The organism is Okeania sp. SIO2F5, from assembly GCF_010692685.1.
GTDB classification, from domain to species: Bacteria; Cyanobacteriota; Cyanobacteriia; order Cyanobacteriales; family Microcoleaceae; genus Okeania; species Okeania hirsuta.
Genome location: NZ_JAAHGU010000070.1, coordinates 1 through 22275, shown reverse-complemented (window position 1 = coordinate 22275; position 22275 = coordinate 1). Strand labels below are relative to the sequence as shown.

The following is a 22275-nucleotide window of genomic DNA, read 5'->3' as shown; positions in this document are numbered from 1 at the left end:
TGCAGAATTTTCTTTCTTTTTTATCCCCTTAAAATGGAAGGCTTGAGACCAGATTTTTTTGGTTATTGAAGATAAAATTAGTCTATTGATTGCTTTCTGGCTAAAAGGGTAAACATCCGGACAGAAATTGTAATGTTTTAGCAATTAGTAAGTCGTATATCAGCCTATTACTAATGTAATGCTATGGGAAAAAGGCTTTTATTTACTTATATTGCTTGATTTTAAAGCCTGATCTGATAACATTTTTTGAAAAAAATAATATAAAAATATGCCAAATAATATATACTTATTTTTTCCATAAATAGCTTTTAAATAATCAAAAAATATCTGAAATAGAAAATAATTCAGCATATTTTAGTTGAGATTAAATAGTTTTAATTGAGTGTGATTAATTTAGAGTATAGAGCAAAACATTAATTTTGATTGATGTGCCACACTTACATTAAATATCCTGTACTTTTATCCCCTCACAAATTTTTTTTTGCTCAATAAAATTCATTTAAAACTTGAGATATAAATTTAATAATTAATATCAATCACAAGATCATTAATAATTATTATACCAAAGCAGTATAATGATAAAATAAGTCGTAAAAAAATCCCAAAAAGACGATGATTATAGAAGTTTCTTTGACTGAAATAGCCAAAACAACCCGTCAAGCAGCACAAAAATCGGCAGGTTTATCCACAGAAGCAAAAAATCAAGCAATTGAAGCAGTCGCCCAAGCACTGGAAACCGCAGCACCAAAAATTCTAGCAGCAAATAAACTTGACTGTCAGATAGCTCAAACCAATGGCATTGCTAAACCTCTTTATAATCGATTGAAAATGGATGAGGCCAAACTTAACAGCGCGATCGCAGGTTTACGGAATGTTTCTATTTTGGCTGATCCAGTGGGTGCGGTGCAAATACATCGGGAACTAGATGAAGGATTAATTCTCAAACGTATTACTTGTCCATTGGGAGTTATTGGTGTAGTTTTTGAAGCTCGTCCTGATGCTGTAATTCAAATTTCGGCTTTGGCAATTAAATCAGGAAATGGTGTCATTCTTAAAGGAGGTAAAGAAGCAACTAATTCATGTCAAGAGTTAGTTACAGCAATTCGTCAAGGACTGGCAACAACTTCTGTTAATCCTGATGCAGTACAGTTATTAACTACGCGAGAAGAAACTCTGGAGTTACTGAAATTAGATAAATATGTGAATTTAATTATTCCCAGAGGTTCTAATTCTTTTGTAAAATTTGTACAGGAAAATACTCAAATTCCTGTTTTGGGTCACGCTGAAGGAATATGTCATGTTTATGTAGATAAGTCAGCGGATATTCAAAAGGCAGTTGCTGTTACTGTGGATGCCAAAACTCAGTATCCTGCTGCTTGTAATGCAGTGGAAACTTTGTTAGTTCATACCGATATTGCTGACAAGTTTTTGACAGAGGTTTTCCCAATTATGGAAAAGCATCAGGTAGAGTTACGAGGTGATGCAGCTACTCGGAAGGTTTTACCGTCGGTAAAAGTGGCGACAGAAGTAGACTGGGCAACAGAATATAGCGATTTAGTATTGTCAATTAAGGTGGTAGATAATTTAGACTCAGCGATCGCTCACATCAATACTTATGGTTCTGGACATACAGATGCTATCGTAACTGAGGATAGAGAAACTGCAGAGTTATTTCTGGCTCAAATAGATGCGGCAGGAGTATTCCATAACTGTTCGACTCGGTTTTCTGATGGCTTCCGTTATGGTTTTGGAGCTGAAGTAGGAATTAGCACACAGAAAATGCCACCAAGAGGTCCAGTAGGTTTAGAAGGGTTAGTGACTTATAAATATCAAGTTGTAGGTGATGGTCATATTGCTGCTACTTATTCTGGCGATCGCCCTAAGGTATTTACTCACCGAGATTTGTAATATGGCAGAGGTGGTGAATAAGGGAGTGGGGGAGTAGGGGAGTAGGGGAGATGGTCTGATTTAATATTGAAGTGTTGATAGAATTATAAACATATACTGTATAACCGGATTCTATAATAATACCTAAAACCGACAACCAACAACCGACAACCGACAACCTAAAACCTACCACTTACCGAATAATTAAGGTAAAAATCTTCTCCTTTAAAGGAGAGGAGAAAAAAGCGGTCGATTTTCGGAGCTTCCCGTAGGGTGAGATGGTGTTAGCGGAGCGGGTCTGCAAGAACGGGTCTCCTCGCCATATCCAATCGACCAAGAGAAGAAAAAATTTTCACGCTCCGCGTCAATCCTATTCGTTTTCAAGGAGAGGTAATAGACATCTGGTGAAAATAAACTTACCCTTTATTTAACATAAGCTAGAGTTGTAAAAGTCAGTTCCCTAAATCATTTTTCGTACCTTTTTCCTAAAAATCTATTCCCTGTTGCTTTCCGAAGTTGTTGCCTGTTGCCTGCTATGTGCAAAAAGTCTATATCTTTTTCGGAAAGGAGAAAGAACTTTTGCTATCGTTATGAATGCTAATTCTGTAGAATAGGCAACAGAAATTTATTATTTTATTACCAATATTGAGCTTTCTAAAGTAACATCTCAGTAGGTAGTAATAGCTACTCAAACAGAAATTGGATAGAGGTTTTTTACCGATAAGCGCTGATGATGGTTAGAATTAAAAGAATATCAACTAATACCAAATCTCACGCATTATTGCTACATCTCCTTGAGAGTAGGGAGTAGGGACCCACCCCTAACCCCGACCGTGGAGGGGAAAAAAGGAGTAGGGAGTAGGGTGAAAAGAGATAAGATATCTTGGTTTAATGCCGATAATCGTTATAAAAATTACTAAACGATTATTATTACTTAATAACTGAAGTTCATCGGAAGTATAGCATTAATGCATGGGAATTGGTATAAGAGATAAATGGCGTTCCAGACTCCATTTTATTTTGGTATTTTGTGCCTATACTTTTATCATTTGGCATAAGCTAACTGGGGGATTATAGAGGCAATGGAGAGATAAACCTTTGAAGACATTTACTGATGCAATGGTACGCTTTTCGTACAGCTATGTCTTTCCGTTTTTTTAATTGGTTGAATAATAACCGTGACGTATTTGCCTTTCACAGAAAGAGTTTGGGCTATATTTGGGGTTAAAAGTTGTGTAAGTTCCAATAGCTAGTTAAGTAAATTTTTAATTTAACCCTACTTTAATGCCACAAACGAGATGAAATTATGAAATTTAATCAGCGATTCTACTTGTTGAAAACCACTGTCATTCAACATTTGCAATTGTTGAATTTCTGTCAAAGGAACTAATACATTTTCCAGAGCCTCTTTTTTTCGTTCAATTTCATTCTGAGCATAACCATTTTTAGCTTTAAAAGCTTCATAATGATGGGCAATTTGTTCTTGAAACTGAGGACAATTAGACCTGATTTTTTCACTTATAAATAACAAACCACCAGGAACTAAACCTTGATAAATTGCCTGCAATAATTTTTGTCGTTGAGGGAGAGATAAAAATTGTAAGGTGTAGTTCATGACTACTACACTACTATTTTCAAAGGAGTAATTTTCTGCATTTTCACAAATTAATTCTATCTGATGAAAATCTTGAATTTGAGCTAATTTTTCTTTAGCTTTATCCAGCATATCTTGAGAATTATCAATTCCTACTAAAATTGCTGGCTGTTTCAAAAATCGCCCCAATAATTCTAGGAAAGTACCTGTGGAGCACCCCACATCAATAATGCGTGTTTTTGGTTGGTAATATGCCCGCGTCCAATGCACTGCACCTGCTACAACTTCTCTATATAGAGGCACCGAACGAGATACCATATTATCAAAAACTTTGACTACTTCGGCATTAAAAGTAAAAGGTTTCGGCCAGGGGCTTTTTTCAAATAATTCGTCTTTTTCTGAACTTAAATATAGTTCTGTCTCTAATGGTTCATTCATATTAAATCAGGAAGAAGGAAGGAGATTAATATTTTAGGTAAAAGTCTTTGATTAATGCGATAAATTCAGGGGTGTATAAATATTGTTTAGCTTCAATAATAAGAGTATTTTCTTGAGGGGGTAATTTATTTTTACTTAGTTCCATCAAGATTCGCTTCGTTGGAATTTCTGCCATGGATTTTACATATAGTTTTTTGTGACAAAATAATCCAAAATATCGTGCTTTTATCTGAAATTTTTTAGCTTGCTCTACCGGATAAATTACAGCTAATTTACCTGTGTCAGACAAAAGTTGAACTGCTGTTTGTAATAAATCAGTTTGCGAAAGAAAGTCTGTATGTCTGGCAATTGTCCTGGCTTTTTTTGCAGCCTTAGAAGCATTTTCAAAGAAAGGTGGATTTGATACTATTAAATTGTACTGTTTTTGACAAGATTCTGCATATTCCTGAATAGAATAATTATGAATTTTAATCCTATCTGACCATGGTGATCGCTCCACATTTTTTCTAGCTTGAATAGATGAGTTAACATCAATTTCTACAGCATCAATTTTAGCAAGGGATAGTGTTCCACACCCCTGACGAGAACGCTGTGCCAGCATTAAAGAAATTAAGCCCGTACCAGCACCAATATCCAAAATTTTTTCTGCTCCAGAAATATCTACCCATGCTCCTAATAAAGTACCATCAGTACCGACTTTCATTGCACATTGGTCTTGTAGAATAGTAAACTGTTTAAATCGAAATTGATTTCCTCCCATATTCTAATTTCTCTCCTTAATATATATCATTGAAGAAGGTGGTAGGTAAAAAAAGGCTCTCCTATCTAAATTTTGACTTCTGACTCCGTTAAAAACTTGCTCCTTTTCTTCTACCAAAGTATAAATATTTAACCAAACATAATATAAAAAATAATACCTAGTATATCAGCTAACTATCTCCATATTTCGGAAAAATACAAATAATATCTATTAAGTTTATATTTTTCAGGATTAACCTGCAAAATATTTATTTTTTCTTCATTCTGGAAATTGATCAATTCTGATTGCCTAGTATAGCAGTCGAAGAAAAGGGCGCGACATATCAAAAACTTAAAATTTATTCCTTCTTCCTTCTTCCTTCTGCAAGGAATTTATAAAATTTCTAATTTTGACTAAAAGTTCCAGATTTACTACCTAGATGACTGAAGCTTCAAATGTAGAAAAAATTAACACCAATTATTATATAGTAGTTGGCAATTAGAGGTTTCATTTGGTGAAGACTATCTATATTGAATAAGTCAAAAGTAAAAAATAAATTTTTAGCGGACTCAGACTACAGACTACAGAAGAATATTATACTAAAAACTTTCAACCAAAAGTCATAGAGAAACTAATAATTACCATTTTTTCTACAGGTAATCCTTACAATTAATTTTATATATAGGAGAAGAGCTATCGATGTTAAATAATTTTAATTGTGCTGTCAAAACTTCTAGTACAAATAACCGATATTTGTTATCCATGACTAAAGAGGCAGTAGTTGATGAAATAATTCGACCAAATCAACTTGGTAGAGTTCGTTATCGGGGTAGTTTATGGAATGCTAAATGTATCCAAGAACTTACAGTTAATACAGGAGAAGTTGTATATGTTTTAGGTAACCATGGTATCACTCTCATTGTAGATACTATTCCCAATAACGATAATATCGCTCCTGATATAAGCGATAAAAAATTACCATTACCAACACCTTTATTATTTGCTGGTAAATTTTTACTACTATTATTTATTTTGTTGTAATATCAAATCCTGTTAAACAGTTATAGATTGGTTAAGTCTCTTGGAGTCAGGAGTCAGGAGTCAGGAGTCAGGAGGAGAGAAAATCACAAAGATTTAGTAGTTATGAAAATTAGAGAATTTGAGTGAAAAAAGAATGCTTTTGTGAGGTGAAACTTCAATTATTACAGCACTTTTGAGGATAGTAAGGTACACTTGTAGGACTATTCTTATATTTCCTATTCCCTGTTCCCTAGAGCAATAAAACTTTGTACCTCATCAACTAGAAAACTGCTGTAAGTAATTAACACAAGGGCAATGACATTTTTGATAATTAGCACGTCAGTAGAGGCAAATGGCCATTCGCCCCTACAATCTTAATAATGCTGAATAAGACCAATGCTACCGGATTTGATATCACTCCCCCACTCCCTCACTCCCTCACTCCCCTACTCCTTCAGACCATAAACCCGAAACCAATCAACAGCATCCTGAAGAGCAACTCTAATCGAAGACTGAGGTAAACCCAACTCATTCACCGCTTTAGAAGCATCATAATACATTCGTTGTTGAGACATTCGTACCCCATCCAAAGGAATAGAAGGTAGTTTCCCCAAACTTCCCAGAATTATTTCATCAACCCATGCCACAGTTAAAGGCAACCAAACAGGAACAGTTTGTCTAGGAGCAGCTAAACCCGTAATTTCCTCCAATAAATCTAGTAACGCCTTAAGTGTCAGATTTTCATTTCCCAAAATATAGCGATCGCCACATTTCCCCCTTTCCAAAGCTAACAAATGTCCCCAAGCTACATCCTGAACATCAATAATATTCAAACCAGTATCTACATAAGCAGGCATTTGCCTACGCAAAAATCGCACAATAATATCACCAGTAGGAGTAGGTTTAATATCCCAAGCACCAACAGGAGTAGTAGGATTAACAATTACCACATCTTGTCCCAAATTAACCGCCTTCACCGCTTCCTGCTCCGCCAAAAACTTAGACCTTTTATAATCACCAATCAACTTCTCCAGTGGAGACTGATAACCCTCATCAACCACCGCACCAGAAACCCCCACCCCAATAGCAGCAACAGAACTCGTATAAACCGTCCGTTCAATTTTCGCTCGTCGTGCCGCCTCCAAAACATTGCGCGTACCAAACACATTATTTCTGTAAAGCAACTCTCTATCCCTTTGCCACAAAGAATAATGAGCAGCAACATGAAACAAAACCTCACACCCCACCATCAACTCCCATAAGTGGGAGTCATTTAAGTCACCCAGCACAACCTCCACATCCAAACCATGGAGATTATCTAGACAACTTGTGGGGCGAACAAGCGATCGAACAGTATAACCCTGCTGCAACAACAACCGGACCAAGTTTGCCCCAATAAAACCACTGCTACCAGTAACAAAAGCTCTCAACTTCTAAAACCCAGCAGCATCAACCAGCACATCATCACAGAACCCTCTCTTTGTTGGCAGCAAAATATCTGTTAACTTGTCTCCCACTAGAGGTCTACGCATTTTAATTTGAAACTCAGAAAACAAGCCATCCCTACATTTGACTTTCACACTTTTAGCAGCTCCTTCTCCAAAAGAATTTTCAAAAGCTGTATCAATCTGAGACCGAGTAATAATTTTACCAATATTTTCCGCAAACAACTCCTGTACTTCAGAATCATTCACTTCTCGAAGTAAATCTAGGGAAATATCATAATAAGTATCCTCATCTCGCCCATCGCAAGTTCCATGTTTGATCCACTCATGACGATGTAGATAAGACTGTACCCCTGGCATTAATACTGCTAACTCAGAAGTTGTCTGTTCATCCAGGTCTAATGGGGGTAAATCATCCCATTCTCCCTGCTTATCATTACTTTTATCTTCATAAGACACACCACAATAGGATGCTCTATCGGGCCATAAGCCATGTAAAGTAAAGTTAGTGGCATCGTAGCGGTCTGCCGTTTGGGAAATACACTCTGGTTTACTTTGCTTTGTTTGACAGAAACTAGGTTGCCAACTAATGGCAAGAACATATTTATCTATACAACGTTCTATAGGGCAACTTTGACCAGTGAGTGTTTCTGTGTCGTCTCCTTCTGCTTCACTGATACTTTGTCCGTCGGGATTAAATTCACCACAGCTCTTGTTTACCCATTTAGTTTGTCCATCTACTTTGATATTAAGGTAATTTCCAGTTTCTTTATTTAGTCCTAAGACTGGGTAAACTTTTCCCGTTTCAAGAGTGACAGGTCCAGTTTTCTTTCTGAAGCTGGTGTAGGCTTCACAATTATTGTTTATTGTGAAATCCCCATCAATTTGATAGAAGGCGAAAGCTGGATTTTGTCCCAACAGTAGAAAAGATAATAGGAATGCGATGATTAATCTCATTGAGTCTCCTTTATTATTTTGGTCGCAGAACTATTTCAATATATCTGAGCGCAGGGACAGCGCACAAGTATCAGGAAGAAGTCAAAAGTCAAAGGTAAGATTTTAAGGGATTAGGGTTTCAGCGATTCTCCGACCCGCGTCGATGGGGGTCTATGCAAAGATGAAAAACTATCTCTTAGCCACTATTAACTACTAATAAATGACTAAAAATGTATTACTATTTATTTATCGAGGTTCTCAACTAAAAATATAGTAACTTTTTCATTTCATCCCTGTCAAATGGACTAAAAAATCAATTGTCGATCATCTTTTTGTCAAATGCCAAGCTTTAGTGGTCAGTAGTATTATGTAGAAAATTCCTTTTCTACATAGTGTTCAACTATAAGTAAAAACTCCTATTGCGACATACGCAATAAAAGTAACTAAGCATAAACTCTTATTGTTCTTTGTTACCTAAAAAAGCGATCGCCACTGTCTCCACTGACCAATTAGACAACGGCGTATTTACAGAAACAGAGTCTGGCACACCTCAGGGTGGTGTCATATCACCTCTGCTGGCTAACATCGCATTGGATGGAATGATTAGGGACACCCAAGAAATTTTTCCTAACCAGAAGAATTATATCCAAGGGTACAAACCCAAAATCATCAGCGTATCTGATGATTTCGTAGTAATTCATAGAGAATTAGAGGTCATTCTACAATGCAAGAAAGCAATCCAAGAATGGTTAAAACCTGTAGGACTAGAGCTACAAGAGGATAAAGATGAGAATTTGTCATACCCTCCTGGGAGGGGTTAAGGGTGGGTCCCCATCCCCCCATCATCCACAGAACCACCAACTCAAAAAATATGAGCCAAACCATTCCCAAAAAAATCCGCGCCATGGAAGGGTAAAGAGAGTTGACAGGGGATTTTTTTCCAAGTAGTATTGTATTATTTGTTTCAACTCGCCCGTACTCTTGATTTTTTATTCAATCAATTAAGTAAGCGATCGCCTCTCTCCCCATAACTTAAAAAATAAACAGCTAAATCAAAGACAAAGACTTATAAACAGAAACCAAAGTATTAGCACAAATCACCCCAGAAGCAGCCACTGCCGGAACACCAATACCAGGCAACGTACTATCACCCACTCGATACAAACCAGGAATAGGAGTCTGAGGCCCAGGAAAACTACCATCACCAGCAACAATAGCAGGGCCATAAGAACCGCGATCGCGTCGTAAAAAACGAGCATGAGTCAGAGGCGAACCAATTAATTCCAGAGTTATACGTTGTCGGACATCAGGAATAACCCTTTCCAAAGCCAAAAATAAAGACTCAGCCTTTTCACGTTTGCGTTGCTGATAAGAATCATCTTTTTGCCAACCAGAAAAAGATTCCAGAGTATAAGCATGAACCACATGATGGCCGGGAGGAGCAAGATGAGCATCCCAAACGGAAGGAATAGAAATCATACAAGTATTGCCAGGAGTACTAATATCAACATCCCCATCCAGCAAAACTACATGATGTCCAGTCAAACCTTCCAAACCATCGGCACGAATACCCAAATGTAAGTGCATAAAACTTTCGACAGCAGGAGTTGCCAAAGCAGCTTCCCGGTAAGAAGGAGGTAAATCTTCTAATTGCAACAACTTAGTATAGGTATCCCAAATCGTAGCATTGGAAATTACAATGTTCGCCCTGACAACTTCATCCCCACGCAACTTTACCCCAATTACTTTGCCAGATTCTATTAATATTTGTTCCACATGAGCATTTAAACGTAACTCACCACCCCAACGTTCAAAACCTCTAACTAAAGCATCAACTATGGCACCACTACCACCCATAGGATATTCAACAACAGAATTAGAACGTTCTCCCAACATGAAGGCCACTTCTGGAGCAACAGTACCATCAGCTTTTAACCCAGAGAGGAGAAAACATTCCAAGTCTATTAAACGACGTACCCATGGGTCTTGCACCCATTTGTCCATTATTTGCCCAACAGAACCCCCAATATCTCTGAGAGAAGGCAGTAACTTCAGCAAAGATAATCCATATTTTCCCAATAAAATAGGAATTAACCAAAAATCAGCTCTTAAAATTGTAGTGGGAATTTCTTTCAGGCCGTTATATATTTGCAAGAGATGCTCTTGAAATTGTTCTAATTCTTCAGCACCTTGAGTTGTGAACTTAGCAACAGCTTCTATGTAGGACGACGCATCAGAATAGATAGGTAAACTACCTTCAGGAAAATGATAGTGTCCCAGAGGGTCATAGACAACTGTCTCAATAGATTCTCCCAAAATTTCTAGGACTTTTTGTAAAGGATTGAGACTATTGGGGTCAGCTAATCCACAATAAAACGAAGGGCCAGAGTCAAAGTGGAAACCTTGGCGGGAGAAAGAGTGAGCAGCACCCCCAGGGATAGCATGGCTTTCACAAACTAATACTTTTTTGCCATAGTAGGCTAGCATTGCTCCTGCAACTAATCCTCCAATACCACTACCAATGACTATTACATTAAAGTTTTCCATATCATATTAATTTTTTTTTGACAATAGCTTTAACAGTTATTAATCTAAGACCTCTTTTTGAAGAAGGCAGAAGGCAGTGGGAACTGTTTGCGTAGCATGACCTAGGAAAGACAGAAGGGAAAATTGCTTATGGATTCAAACCCCACACAATTTTAAGCACCCCCGTTGATGGTGGAGTATTAAACCCGCCACAGAAAAGATAATTATCTTTTTCTTTTGGGTTGAACAGGACTTACGCATTTTTCCGAGAAAAACGCTATATATACCATAGTGCTATAGTTTTTATCTACTATATATAGTATCTTTGCGTAAGTTCTGTTTAATATAAAATCCGGTTATACAGTATATGTTTATAATTCTATCCACACTTCAATATTAAATCGGACTATTTCCCAATCTCCCCATCTGGTTCCCTTTCCCAAAATTGATATAAGCTGTTCAATATTTAAACAGCTTAATAATTTTCTACTGTAGCAAAGTGACTGAATTAATTACAAATTGACTTGATATTCTAGTAGAGTTGATGACTATATTACTTTTGTATTTCAAATAATTCTATAACCACAGTAATATAGTAGCTTAAATAATTTGTAAACAATCGAATAGTAGATCAAAAAGTGAAAAGCCTTACTCCTGTTGCCTAATTCCGAGATATTTTCTGCACAACTCAAATAGGACTACTATATAATTTATAATGGGCTGATTATTATCCATGACTATAGCTAAATCAAACACAGCATCTTGAATTATCCAATAAAATCCTATTTTTGATGAACAGCAATTTGAGTATTATTTTTTGCCCAAACTGATGTTTAAGATGTGACTATTATCAGTAAATCATTTTAAAGTTTCAATAACTTAGAAAAAAAATTACAAATTATTCAGGGATAAAAAGTATGGAATCATTTTCAATCATAGATACAGTAGTTAATGAACTCAAACAAGATGGAGATTTAATCAGAATTAAGAAAGTAATCTATTGTGCTTGCGAAGGCAGGTGGGAAAATGATGAAACTAAATTAGAAGAAATTAATCTCAAGGAATTAATAGAAGAATTATATCAAAAAACCGGAAATATAGAAACCTTAGATCATCGCTTATCTAGAATAGTTTCTAAAGTTAACAAAAAAACAGAATATGGTTTATTAGCACAGAAAATTATTGAGAGTGTAGGTAAACTATATCCTGAAGAAGAAGAAGACATGACAATTATGGAATCTAGTCCCATTTGGGGTCTTCAGGGAGATTCAGGTGAACAAATAACTCTTAAAGATAGATTAGTAGTAGAAGAATCTTATGAAAGAGACCCTGGAAAATTGTTTGATGTCCGGCAAAAAATCATGGAAGGAACTAATCCATTAAAGACAAAAATTCTGATTTTTTCAATCGTAGAACATCAATTTAATTTTGGGGAAAGAGATTGGTTATTGCTGAAAACAAAAAACTTAGATAGTCTAATCAGGCAAATATTTAATTTATGCCTATCTATTACAGATTTAGAATCTTCTTTATATAGTATGGCTAATAATTTTGAATCTCCAGATGAATATGTTCAAGTAGCAAATGTAATTATCAATGCTTTAAGTACTTGCTATTCATCAGAAATTATCCTACCTACAAATAGTCAAGTACAAGTTGAAGATTCAGAGCAAAAAATCAGCAATCCAGAAAATAACAGTGCTTTTCAGAAAGGTAATTTTTTTACTCAAGAATCATCGTCTATAAGTTCATTTGAAAATTCCCAAACAAAAAGAATTCACCAAAAAAATAATCAACAAAAAGCCAAAAATGTTACCGATTCAATTGAGCCACAACAAATAATCCCTTCTGTTACTATTCAACCAAAAATAGATAGTCAAGGCCAAGAGCAAACAGATTCTATAGAAAGAAAAAATATCCTAGATTCAATCAAACAAAAATTAGAAATAGAGCATGAAATTTCTACATTGGTAAATCAGAGTGTAGATACTGTAATGGATACTGTAGAAACACAATTTATTTCCTTAGAGGAAACTTTAAACCACCTTTTACAATCTGAGCTAGAAGAACAACGTTTATTATTAAAATATACAGCGTTAGAAAATTTAATTAGTAATATACAAGACCAGTCCACAAAATTCAAAGAAATTCTGAAACAATTAGAAATAGAAGAAAGAAAAAAACTTAACTTCAGTAATTCTAGCAATACCAACTCTACAGAATTAGAACAAAAAAAAGAAAGTGTTGATGAGAATCAACAAAAAATTCTAGAATTAGCAACCCAAGGTAATCCAAAAGCAGTTGCCTTAATAATTCATCAATTACTTCAGCAACAAGAAATTAAAATAATAGCTGGTAGAAGAAATGGTTGGCTACATCTTATCCTAGAATCTGAGCAAATCCCAAATCAAGAAATGGTAACTTCATTAGTGCAACAAAAAATTGCTAGTTTGAAATCAGAATCTCTGAAAAATGTCAAAATTCATGGTAGAAAACTAGGAGAAAAATCAATTGCTTGGACGCAAACAATTGAATGCTAAAATATTTTGATGAAAACAAGTAAGAAAGAAGAAGTAAAATCTGAAGGAAGTAAGACGTAAGAATTGATTTTAGTCAAAACAATTAACTAACCTTCTTCCTGATTACCTCTTCCTTCTTACTTCGAGTTAATTTTTTAAGTAAGGAAAGGAAAATTATAATGAGTGGTGGTGAAATTCTGAGAAGATATGCAGCAGGAGATACTGATTTTCATGGCATCAATCTTAAAGGTGTACAGTTAAATGGAGCAGATTTAATTGGTGCAAATTTCTCTGGAGCAGATCTTCAAGGAGCAGACTTTGTATTAGCCTTCCTTAACCGAGTTAATCTACAACGTGCTAACCTAATTACTGCCAGACTCAGTGGTGCATATCTAACTCAAGCAAATTTGCAATCTGTTAAAATGGCTGATGTCGATCTTCATGGCGCAAACTTACAGAATGCAGACTTTCGGCAGGCCAATCTAGAATTAGCAAGTTTAATTGATGCTAATCTGAGTGGGGCAGATATGCGAGGAGTTAATCTACAGGGTGCTGACTTGCGTGGTGCTTATATGCGTGGAGCAAATCTCCGCCATGAAAAGCGAGCTTATAAAATAGCTAATCTTAGAGGAGTAAACTTGCGTGGAGCTGATTTGCGTGGTGTTGATTTGACTGGGGCAGATTTAACAAAAGCTGATTTAAGAGGAGCAAACTTAAGTGAAGTTTTACTTAGAGGTGCTAAATTAACAAAAGCAAACTTAGCTCAAACAATTTTGGATGGGGCATTTTTAACAGAATCTAATTTGGCAGGAGTTAACTTATCTGGGGCAAGTTTAATTAATGCCAAAATTCAAAGAGCAGGATTAATGGATACACGGCTGAATGAAGCGAACTTAACTGGCGCGGTCATGGCAGATGTAAAATTGGGTAAAGCTCAGTTAATCAAAGCAAATCTAACTCAAGTAAATTTGGTGAGGGCCGATCTTAGCAGAGCCAATTTAAGTCAGGCCAATCTCACTAAAGCAGACCTAACTGACGCTTATCTCGCAAAAGCAAATTTCCGTAATTCCAGTTTGAATGACTCAATCTTAACCAGGGTTGAATTAAGTACAGCTAATTTAAGTGGTGCTCAAATGCAAGGTGCTGTAATGCCTAATGGAGATATTCACGGTTAATTTTTGATATGTATTTTCAGGATATTCTCACTTTTGAGAGGAAGGTTTTTCTTAACTCTTGTTTAATTGAAATTAATTTTAATTCTTAATACTCCTGTCTGAATAGTCTTGGGCAAATATTTCTATAATAGTTGTGCTTGCCATGTTTTTCAGTTCTTTTCACGACGTTGCTGAATGGTAACGATTTTTAGATTAAGTATCAACGCAAAACATAAATTTTTCAATTTTACCAAGAAATTGTGGGTATGTGCCTCCCCTTTTAAGGGGATAAAAAGCGTTCGTTAGCGTAGCTTCCCGTAGGTTGGGATGGCGTTTGCTACCGCAAAGCTTTCCGTTCCGGAATGCTACCGCAAACGCTAACAGCGAAGCGGCTCTGTCAAGAGCGGGTTTCCTCGTCATATCCAATGGACCAAGACAAAGAGAATATTCTATCTTTCAAGCCTCCTTATTGCATAGATACTGTTAACGCAGTTCCTCCGGCAGGAGGCTAACTAATAACTGAAATGACACTTCAGCAACGCCCCTTTCGCTACCGTTGAGTTATTCTGTAGGCTTCATGTTTGAATTCATAGTGATTTTTTCAATACGGGATGGGTCTTCAGGTAGCCTGACAAACTAATTAGTTCGCAGTATCTCTTTGCAGATACCACCCCCCAGTTTTCTACTACTCAAGTTTGTAGTGATACCAATTTTATGTGAGGCTGCACAAAATTAGTTATTAGGTATTAGGTATTAGGTGTTAGGTGTTAGCTTTTAGGTGTGATACAAATTTTATGTGAGGTGGCACAGAATTATGAAATTTATTAACTTGTCTATCTCGATCTACAGTCAACCCCGATCGAGATATTATTCTATGCAAGTTAGAAATGAATTTGGTATGAGGAGAAAAATATTATTTACTTTATAACATAAATTGACTGTGGCCATATTAAAATGGATTGTCAAACTATTAGGGATCTCCGATCTCAACTTTGTTTGAAGACCCGCACTCTCCTGAGGGTGGGAGCAGAGGGATGAGAAAACTAATCAATGCTGCGGTTTTCCTAATAGTATGTTAGAATTAATAAGGATGCTAGGCTAGCAGTTTATAGGAAAGCCGTCAGATTGGCGACAGACTGTGGAGCGCGCCTTGAGACCAGAAAAGGTTCGTCCTTGGAGGAAGGTGCTATGTTAGGGTAGCTCCTCTGTCAAGAGGAAGCAAAAAGCTCCTACAAGCTATGTTAGCGAATTCCACGTTGTAGCTCAAGCGCAACGTCGGGAGTATGTCAAATGATTGATATGTGTATAGCAGGGAACAGGCAACAGGCAATAAGGAACAGTGATGCAACCCCGCATCGGTGGCAGACGAAAGCTTTTGGAAACAGGCGTTTTGCTAGGGTAAAGCTCCGCTAAAAGCTAGGGCACAAGTACGTTAACGGCTAGCCTCTTACAGAGGAGCTAAAGCTTTTCATGTAGCCAATAGCCGAAACGCCGATATTAAAAGCGGATGACCTCTGCACTTTTCGGGTTTCCTGTCCCTCCATTTCCGAAGGGAACGCCATGAGAATGCCGACCAAGAGATGGCACGCGTAGCAACAGAGGCAACAGTGGGAAAAACATTTCCCTATCTAAGGTGGATTGTCAGTCTATGTCTTAACCAACTCGTTCTTTGCTATAGGTCTCAAAATGGTAGATCCAAGCTAATTGTGAATCATCCAAAATTGAGTGACCATTAATTGCTTATGGACTATGTCAGATAATTCTGGTTTGCTGATGACTAATAATGCTACTGCTATTAAGGCCATTAGCAATTATATTTACCAAACGATCGTTTCTATTCAACAACAACATCCAGAATGGATAAATCCAAAGTACAAGAGCATTCCTTGGAATAATGCCAAGAATCAATCTACTTTGACTAATAAGTTGACAAAAGGGCTTTCTTGTGCTGCAACCAAGGAGGATTTACAGCTTAAAGTCATAAATTATCTTCATATTCTTCTGACTCCCGAGTTTATTAATTCCGATCGATATAATGCTTTAATTTCTCAGATAGATAGATTCATTTATCCAGAAATAAATATCATTTCATCAGACAAAATTACTAATTCTCAGATTCCTGATTTCTCTACAAATGGAACTAAATTGGTTGAGTCTGGTATGGCGATTTTATTGTTAGATGTAGAAAATTTACACCTTGATATTGAAACAGAAAAAATCCTTGTAGATATCTGCAATTATCCGATTCAAATTAAGGTTGCTTTTGCTAATTGGCGCAGTATGGGAAAAAAAGATGAAGAATTTCATCAACGTGGTTATCAATTAATTCATGTTCCTCCTGGCAAGGATAGTGCTGATTTGAAAATGGCAACTGTAGGTGCTTCTATTTTTGTCAATTATCCCACAGCTAAAGAAGTTTTAGTTTGTTCTTCAGATCGAGGATTAACTCATCTGGGTACTACTCTTCAATCTCATGGATTAACTGTGTATCAAGTACGGAAATATAAAAACCAAATTACAGTTTTAAATAGTCAAACTGGGGAGTCACAAGTATATGCGATTTCTGTCCCAGACATACCTACTATTGACACATTTATTATTCAATTACAGGAGTTAATCAGGTCTGAATCAGAAAAAATAGGACTACAATGGATTAAATTTTCGAGAATTTCTGCGTTGTATAAAGAAACCTATAAAGTGAATCTTAAAGATGTAGTTTTAAATCACTTTCCTGACCAAAAGTCTAGACAAATATTTGTCAATTTTCCAGCTTATTTTGCAATTCATCAACCGTCGGAAAAATCCCAAACTTATGTCAGCATTTTTAATTTGTTTAAACCGGAAAAAAAGATTTTAAATCCTTCCACAAATAATCAGATTGAAGTCTCTGACAATATTACTGATATTGCCGAGATTACTTCTCAAGAAGTCATGGAAAAAGTCTTAGTAAAAATTGTGACTAACTTAACTGATAGCTCTCCAGATAAGTCTGTTCCTATATCTAATCTCGGCAGTGAGTTTAATCGTTTATATGGTAGACCAATTACTAAAACTATTAAGCGGTTCCAACCAAGTAAAAAATTTCCCAAATATTTGGAGCTGTGTACTTCGCTGAAGTTGCATCAATCTGAAGAAGGTCGTTGGTTCGTAAGCTTGAGATAAAGTCGGCGTTGGTGAATTTAGCTATGATTTTTGTGCTTAGGGAATAGGGGATAGGGAATAGGGAATAGGTAGGGACTTTGAATACATCCCACATAGGGACTCTACATATAGCTAGTGCGTTATCGGCAGCTCTACCTTAGCAAATGCCATTCGCCCCTAAAGATGGTGCTTTAAAGGTCAATTTGCCTAAGTCCTGAATAAATTTGAGTGGAAAGGGAGTAGGCAGTAGGGAACACCAGAGCAAGGAAATAGAGGAATCTCCGCGTCCTATTTCCATAGTGCTATATTATAAATATATATGTAAAGAAATGTAAAGAGAAAGTTAATGCAGGACAAAGTTGTTGTAGTTGTGGGTGCTACTGGTGGTATAGGTTCAGTAGTGGCAGAAAAACTGGCAAATTCTGGTGCGAGCTTAGTATTAGCGGCCAGAGATAGCAGTAGATTGGACAATTTAGCCACTCAACTATCTACTACCCAAGTTATTACTGTACCAACAAATATTACCAACCCAGAGGAAGTAGAAACTCTGATGGAAAAAACTTCCAGTCATTTTGGCAAAATTGATGTGTTAATCAATGCAGCAGGAGCAGGTATTCTCAAACAATGGAACAAAATTGAACCTGCTGACCTAGATATTATGCTTGACCTCAATTTGAAAGGCAGTTTCTATACCTGTCAAGCCGCTGCCAATGTCATGAAAGGACAAAAATCAGGCCATATCTGCAATGTTATTGGTATTCTCGGCAAACATTCAATGGCCATGGGGACTGTATATTGTGCTTCTAAGTTTGGTTTGGTGGGTTTGAGTAAATGTATGGCGGATGAGTTACGACGCTATGGTATTAAGGTGACTCTTTTCTATTTCGGAGGAGTGAATACACCTTTCTGGGATAATGTTAGCCTAAAGGTCGATCGCTCAAAAATGCTAAGTTCTGAAACTGCTGCCGATGCAATAATGTTTGCCCTCAATGCAGAACCCCAAGCTGTACCAATGGAAATTAATATTCAGCCAGACAGTCATTTATTTTTTTAAAGCAGAAGTTACACATTCTTCCAAGAAAAAAACTATATATATCATAGTGCTATAGTTTTTATCTACTATATGTAGTGTCTTTGCGTAAGTCCTTTCAACAATTAATAATTAATAATTAATAATTACCTCTCTTGGAAAGGAAGAGGTAAGACTCAAAGGAAAATTATAGCGCTGCGCGCAGGCAACAGGCCACAGCTCCGGAAGGCAATAGGGGGAATAAAAATCTGATAATATAAGACTTTTAGCTATTGGACAATTCGTACAATTTGTAAAGATGCCAGCGCACATTGCTATAATTCATTGTTTCTCCTTTAAAGGAGAGGATTTTTACCTTAATTATTCGGTAAAGAAAAGAATTTAGGCTCATCAGTAATAAAGGTTGGTTATGGAATTCGATCACATTCACTTCTACGTTGAAAATGCAATGGAGTCACGAGATTGGTTTATTGAAAAATTAGGCTTTAAAGCGATCGCCTCTCAAACCACTCAACATACTCATAAGGAAATTATCAACAGAGGTCGAGTATATTTTGCCCTATCCTCTCCCGTCACATCAGAAAATTTTGTTGCTGATTTTCTCAGGATACATCCTCCCGGAGTAGGTGATGTTGCTTTTCGGGTTCGAGACCTTCACTCAGTTGTGGCCAAAGCTGCGGCGAATGGAGCAGAAGTTTTGCAACCTATTCAGCAAGACTTACAGGGTTTGAGATGGGCAAAAATTTCTGGATGGGGAGATATAAGTCATACTCTAGTTGAAAAAATTGATGATGCACAAATCTTACATCCTACTTCTCAACTCCCTACAGATATTGTAGCTATTGACCATGTAGTTTTGAATGTAGCTGAAGATAATTTACAATCTGCTCTCGACTGGTATCATCAAATTCTAGAATTTCAACCCCAGCAAAGCTTTGAAATTCAAACAGATAAATCTGCTTTACGCAGTCAAGTGATGGTTGACCCAGATGGTGGAGTGAAATTTCCCATTAATGAACCTGCATCTGCTAATTCTCAAGTTCAAGAATTTTTGGATGCTAATCATGGTGCGGGGATACAACATATTGCTTTACGGACAGAGAATATTTTGGAGGTGATAGGAGATTTGCGATCGCGTGGTTTGGTTTTTTTGCGGGTTCCGGCAACATATTACTCTCAACTGCAAGCAAAAGCATTAAGTTATTTACCGGAAGTTGACTGGCAAAAAGTTCAAGAATATCAAATTTTGCTAGACTGGCAGGAAATGAGACCGGAAGCAATGTTACTGCAAATTTTCACCAAACCCATTTTTCCTCAACCAACTGTATTTTTTGAGTTTATTGAACGCAGGGTTGCTTGGGTGAATGGTAAACAAATGCAAGCTCAAGGTTTTGGTGAAGGAAATTTTCTAGCTTTATTTGAAGCTATAGAAAGAGAGCAAATGCAGCGAGGTAGTTTGGGCAAAAGTTAAGAGTATTGGACTGATATAGTATTCGGATAATTAGTTATCCTATCATTTAGGAGTCAGGATAAAGGAGTCAGAAGTCAGGATAAAGGATAAAGGATAAAGGAAGGATGAGAGTGGGAATTATCTGGGGATATTCCGGCATTTTATGTCTGCATTGAATAGAAGTATAGAGTGCAACAACTGTATAACCGAATTTCATATTATACCAAATCAATAAATATTTGCTACAAATAGCTAGGATGTTTCTTAGGAGTCAACCCACCCCTAACCCCTCCTGGGAGGGGAAGTCAGGAAGACCGAGTCGTATGGGAATTGCTTCAATACCATTTTTCAGGTCGGAAATCATTCTTTTCTCTTGGTGCGCGTTCCGCAAGGGAGCTGGCATCGTCGCGGGATCGCACCGCTCTCTTGGTCGATTGGATATGGCGAGGAGACCCGTTCTTGCAGACCCGCTCCGAAGATCGCCATCCCACCCTACGGGAAGCTGCGAAGATCGACCGCTTTGTCAAAGGACATATCCTGCATTTGTCTTTTTATTTCTCTGACTATTTGTAACATTCTTTGGATATCCGTGTTAATCAACAATTAGGTTTAACTTCTGTTCACACCCTGTTTGTAAGAGAACATAACCGCTTGGCACAAAAAACTGCTGATGTTTTAGACAATGGGAACGGAAGAAAAGCATACAAACTGAATGAACTGTTTGAAGAGTCTGGGTTAAGTCGTGGTGACTTTATCTATGAATCAGCTCGTAGTTTAGTTGGGGCAAAAATTCAGACCATTACCTATAATGAATTTTTACCCTTGCTCTTAGGAAAGGATGCTCTTGGTGAGTATACGGGTTATGATGAAACCGTTGAACCGGGTATTTTCACTGAATTCTCCACTTTGGTCATACCATGCTTTCTCCTCAACTCTTACAAGTGGAAGAGGATGGAAGCTATGAAGCCGTTGCTCTACGAGATGCTTTCTTTCAACCTAGCAAAATTATGGAGGATGGAGTTGATTCTTTATTGAAAGGGTTAGAATCCCAACAAGCCCAAGCAGTTGATAATTTCCTGATTGATGATGTTCGTAACTTCTTGTTTGGTCCTCCTGGGGCTGGTGGTTTTGACTTAGCCTCTCTCAATATTCAACGGGGACGGGACAATGGTGTAGCTGATATTAATACATTTCGTAATGCTATCGGTTTATCCTCTTATACAGACTTTGATGAATTAACAGGAGGAGACAGCGAGCTTGCTGCTAAGTTTGCATCGGTGTATGATTCTATTGATGATGTGGATCTCTGGATTGGTGGATTAGCCGAACAGGAAGTTAATGGTGGAGTGGTTGGTGAGACAATCAGTGCCATCATCATCCAGCAATTCACTAATTTACGGGATGGCGATCGCTTTTATTTTGAAAATGATCAGTATCTCAAGGAACTTGAAGGCATTATCGATAAGAATCTTGATAACGTTAGTCTCGCCGATATTATCGAAGATAACTCTGATGTTAAAATTGTGGCCAGTGCCTTTACAGTCAATAACCCCATAGTTGTTTAAATCCTGGATAAAATCTTGCTTTGATCTGATTGGTATAATACCAAGCGTGATCAATGTTTACTACAAATAACTAGGGGATTTTTAGGACTAACCACAAATCTAATCAAAACGCAAATTTTGTGTTTAAATCGTTAGTCCAGCCCACTTTTTTCAAGTAAACATTATTTTGGTGACAATACGTCGGGATGCTAGGCCAGTTCCAACCTCTATTGTTCGGCATTAAACAGCCAAAGAGATTTGAAAAGCTAGTGTGCCGAACGTAAAAAGTTTAAATAACCGGGCGAGGCCAACTTTACATCTGAAGAAATTGGTAGCTGAAGAAAATCAAGGCTTGCAATTAAAAATTGACCCTGGTTCTAAACAAACAGGCTTTGCAATGGTCACCCAAAGTGAAGAAGTTATCTTTGCAATGGTTTTAATCCATCGTGGTCAGCAAATCAAGAATGCTTTGGAACGACGGCGAACTCTTCGTCGAGGTCGTCGTCATCGAAAAACTCGCTACCGTAAGTGCAGATTTTTCAATCGCAAACGAAACAAAGGATGGCTGCCACCAAGTTTGAGGCATCGGGTTTTGATATCATGTCCGTTGGGGCGCGTTTGTGTAAAAGTTAGCGTGGATATCTACAGGAAATTTAAGTTTTTTTCTTGCTCAATTGCCTTCCTGTTTGTTGCCTGTTGCTTGTTGCCTGTTGCCTTCCTGTTTGTTGCCTGTTGCCTACCTTTTCTATACAATACCGATGCTACCGGACATGATATGACTGTAGAAACTTGGGTTAATAGACTTTGTAAACTAAGTCCGATAAGTAGTTTGACTATGGAATTGGTCAAGTT

Annotated in this window: 14 protein-coding genes and 3 pseudogenes; 11 read left to right on the top strand and 6 right to left on the bottom strand. The window is 37.1% G+C overall.

The features are described from left to right. The first annotated feature begins 612 nt into the window (after nucleotides 1–612). Nucleotides 613–1908 (top strand): glutamate-5-semialdehyde dehydrogenase, encoded by a 1296-nt coding sequence (locus F6K27_RS20145; RefSeq protein WP_287278141.1) that lies wholly within the window; start codon nucleotides 613–615, stop codon nucleotides 1906–1908. Between the two features lie 987 nt (nucleotides 1909–2895). Then, nucleotides 2896–3115, top strand: a pseudogene (locus tag F6K27_RS20140) (IS701 family transposase); the annotation flags it as partial. A 48-nt stretch (nucleotides 3116–3163) separates the two neighbouring features. Here the strand turns inward: F6K27_RS20140 and cmoA are convergent. Together cmoA and F6K27_RS20130 are read right to left on the bottom strand one after the other, a co-directional pair. Beyond that, nucleotides 3164–3919, bottom strand: a complete 756-nt coding sequence (cmoA, locus tag F6K27_RS20135) for a carboxy-S-adenosyl-L-methionine synthase CmoA (RefSeq protein WP_287278140.1) — start codon at nucleotides 3917–3919, stop codon at nucleotides 3164–3166. 25 nt (nucleotides 3920–3944) lie between these two features. Next, a complete protein-coding gene (locus F6K27_RS20130; RefSeq protein ID WP_287278138.1) occupies nucleotides 3945–4679 on the bottom strand; it encodes a tRNA1(Val) (adenine(37)-N6)-methyltransferase in 735 nt (244 codons plus the stop codon). A 678-nt stretch (nucleotides 4680–5357) separates the two neighbouring features. Here F6K27_RS20130 and F6K27_RS20125 point away from each other — a divergent pair. Then, nucleotides 5358–5699: an NfeD family protein gene (locus tag F6K27_RS20125; protein WP_161564539.1), complete on the top strand. Its 342-nt coding sequence runs from the start codon at nucleotides 5358–5360 to the stop codon at nucleotides 5697–5699. Between the two features lie 425 nt (nucleotides 5700–6124). On the opposite strand, the gene hpnA is transcribed toward F6K27_RS20125, so the two are convergent. Beyond that, nucleotides 6125–7108, bottom strand: a complete 984-nt coding sequence (hpnA, locus tag F6K27_RS20120; protein ID WP_287278137.1) for a hopanoid-associated sugar epimerase — start codon at nucleotides 7106–7108, stop codon at nucleotides 6125–6127. Between the two features lie 3 nt (nucleotides 7109–7111). Next, the gene (locus F6K27_RS20115; RefSeq protein ID WP_287278136.1) at nucleotides 7112–8080 is read right to left on the bottom strand and encodes a ribonuclease T2; all 969 of its coding nucleotides are present in this window, start codon (nucleotides 8078–8080) and stop codon (nucleotides 7112–7114) included. Nucleotides 8081–8568: 488 nt separating this feature from the next. Here F6K27_RS20115 and F6K27_RS20110 point away from each other — a divergent pair. Further along, nucleotides 8569–8866: pseudogene (locus tag F6K27_RS20110) on the top strand (reverse transcriptase domain-containing protein); the annotation flags it as partial. A 240-nt stretch (nucleotides 8867–9106) separates the two neighbouring features. On the opposite strand, the gene F6K27_RS20105 reads toward F6K27_RS20110, so the two are convergent. Next, on the bottom strand, nucleotides 9107–10606 hold the full coding sequence (locus F6K27_RS20105; RefSeq protein ID WP_287278134.1) for an NAD(P)/FAD-dependent oxidoreductase: 1500 nt from the start codon (nucleotides 10604–10606) through the stop codon (nucleotides 9107–9109). Between the two features lie 896 nt (nucleotides 10607–11502). On the opposite strand from F6K27_RS20105, the gene F6K27_RS20100 reads away from it, so the two are divergent. From F6K27_RS20100 to hppD, 5 genes are all read left to right on the top strand, one after another. Next, complete coding sequence (locus F6K27_RS20100; protein ID WP_124154692.1) at nucleotides 11503–13125, top strand: hypothetical protein; 1623 nt, start codon at nucleotides 11503–11505, stop codon at nucleotides 13123–13125. Nucleotides 13126–13283: 158 nt separating this feature from the next. After that, nucleotides 13284–14279 carry a pentapeptide repeat-containing protein gene (locus tag F6K27_RS20095; RefSeq protein ID WP_124145111.1) on the top strand — a complete coding sequence of 332 codons (996 nt, stop codon included), beginning with the start codon at nucleotides 13284–13286 and terminating at the stop codon, nucleotides 14277–14279. Between the two features lie 1728 nt (nucleotides 14280–16007). Next, nucleotides 16008–17420, top strand: a complete 1413-nt coding sequence (locus tag F6K27_RS20090) for a hypothetical protein (protein ID WP_287278132.1) — start codon at nucleotides 16008–16010, stop codon at nucleotides 17418–17420. Nucleotides 17421–17745: 325 nt separating this feature from the next. Continuing rightward, nucleotides 17746–18453 carry an SDR family oxidoreductase gene (locus F6K27_RS20085; RefSeq protein ID WP_287278130.1) on the top strand — a complete coding sequence of 236 codons (708 nt, stop codon included), beginning with the start codon at nucleotides 17746–17748 and terminating at the stop codon, nucleotides 18451–18453. 385 nt (nucleotides 18454–18838) lie between these two features. Then, nucleotides 18839–19900 (top strand): 4-hydroxyphenylpyruvate dioxygenase, encoded by a 1062-nt coding sequence (hppD, locus tag F6K27_RS20080; protein WP_287278129.1) that lies wholly within the window; start codon nucleotides 18839–18841, stop codon nucleotides 19898–19900. Nucleotides 19901–20150: 250 nt separating this feature from the next. Here the strand turns inward: hppD and F6K27_RS20075 are convergent, their stop codons facing one another. Then, entirely contained in the window at nucleotides 20151–20282 is a 132-nt protein-coding gene (locus F6K27_RS20075; RefSeq protein ID WP_287278128.1) for a hypothetical protein, read from the bottom strand. 176 nt (nucleotides 20283–20458) lie between these two features. On the opposite strand from F6K27_RS20075, the pseudogene F6K27_RS33835 reads away from it, so the two are divergent. Both F6K27_RS33835 and F6K27_RS20060 read left to right on the top strand, forming a co-directional pair. Continuing rightward, nucleotides 20459–21444 (top strand): annotated as a pseudogene (locus F6K27_RS33835) (peroxidase family protein). 250 nt (nucleotides 21445–21694) lie between these two features. Then, a partial coding sequence (locus tag F6K27_RS20060) for an RRXRR domain-containing protein (protein WP_375339695.1) occupies nucleotides 21695–22275 on the top strand: 581 nt, incomplete at its 3' end.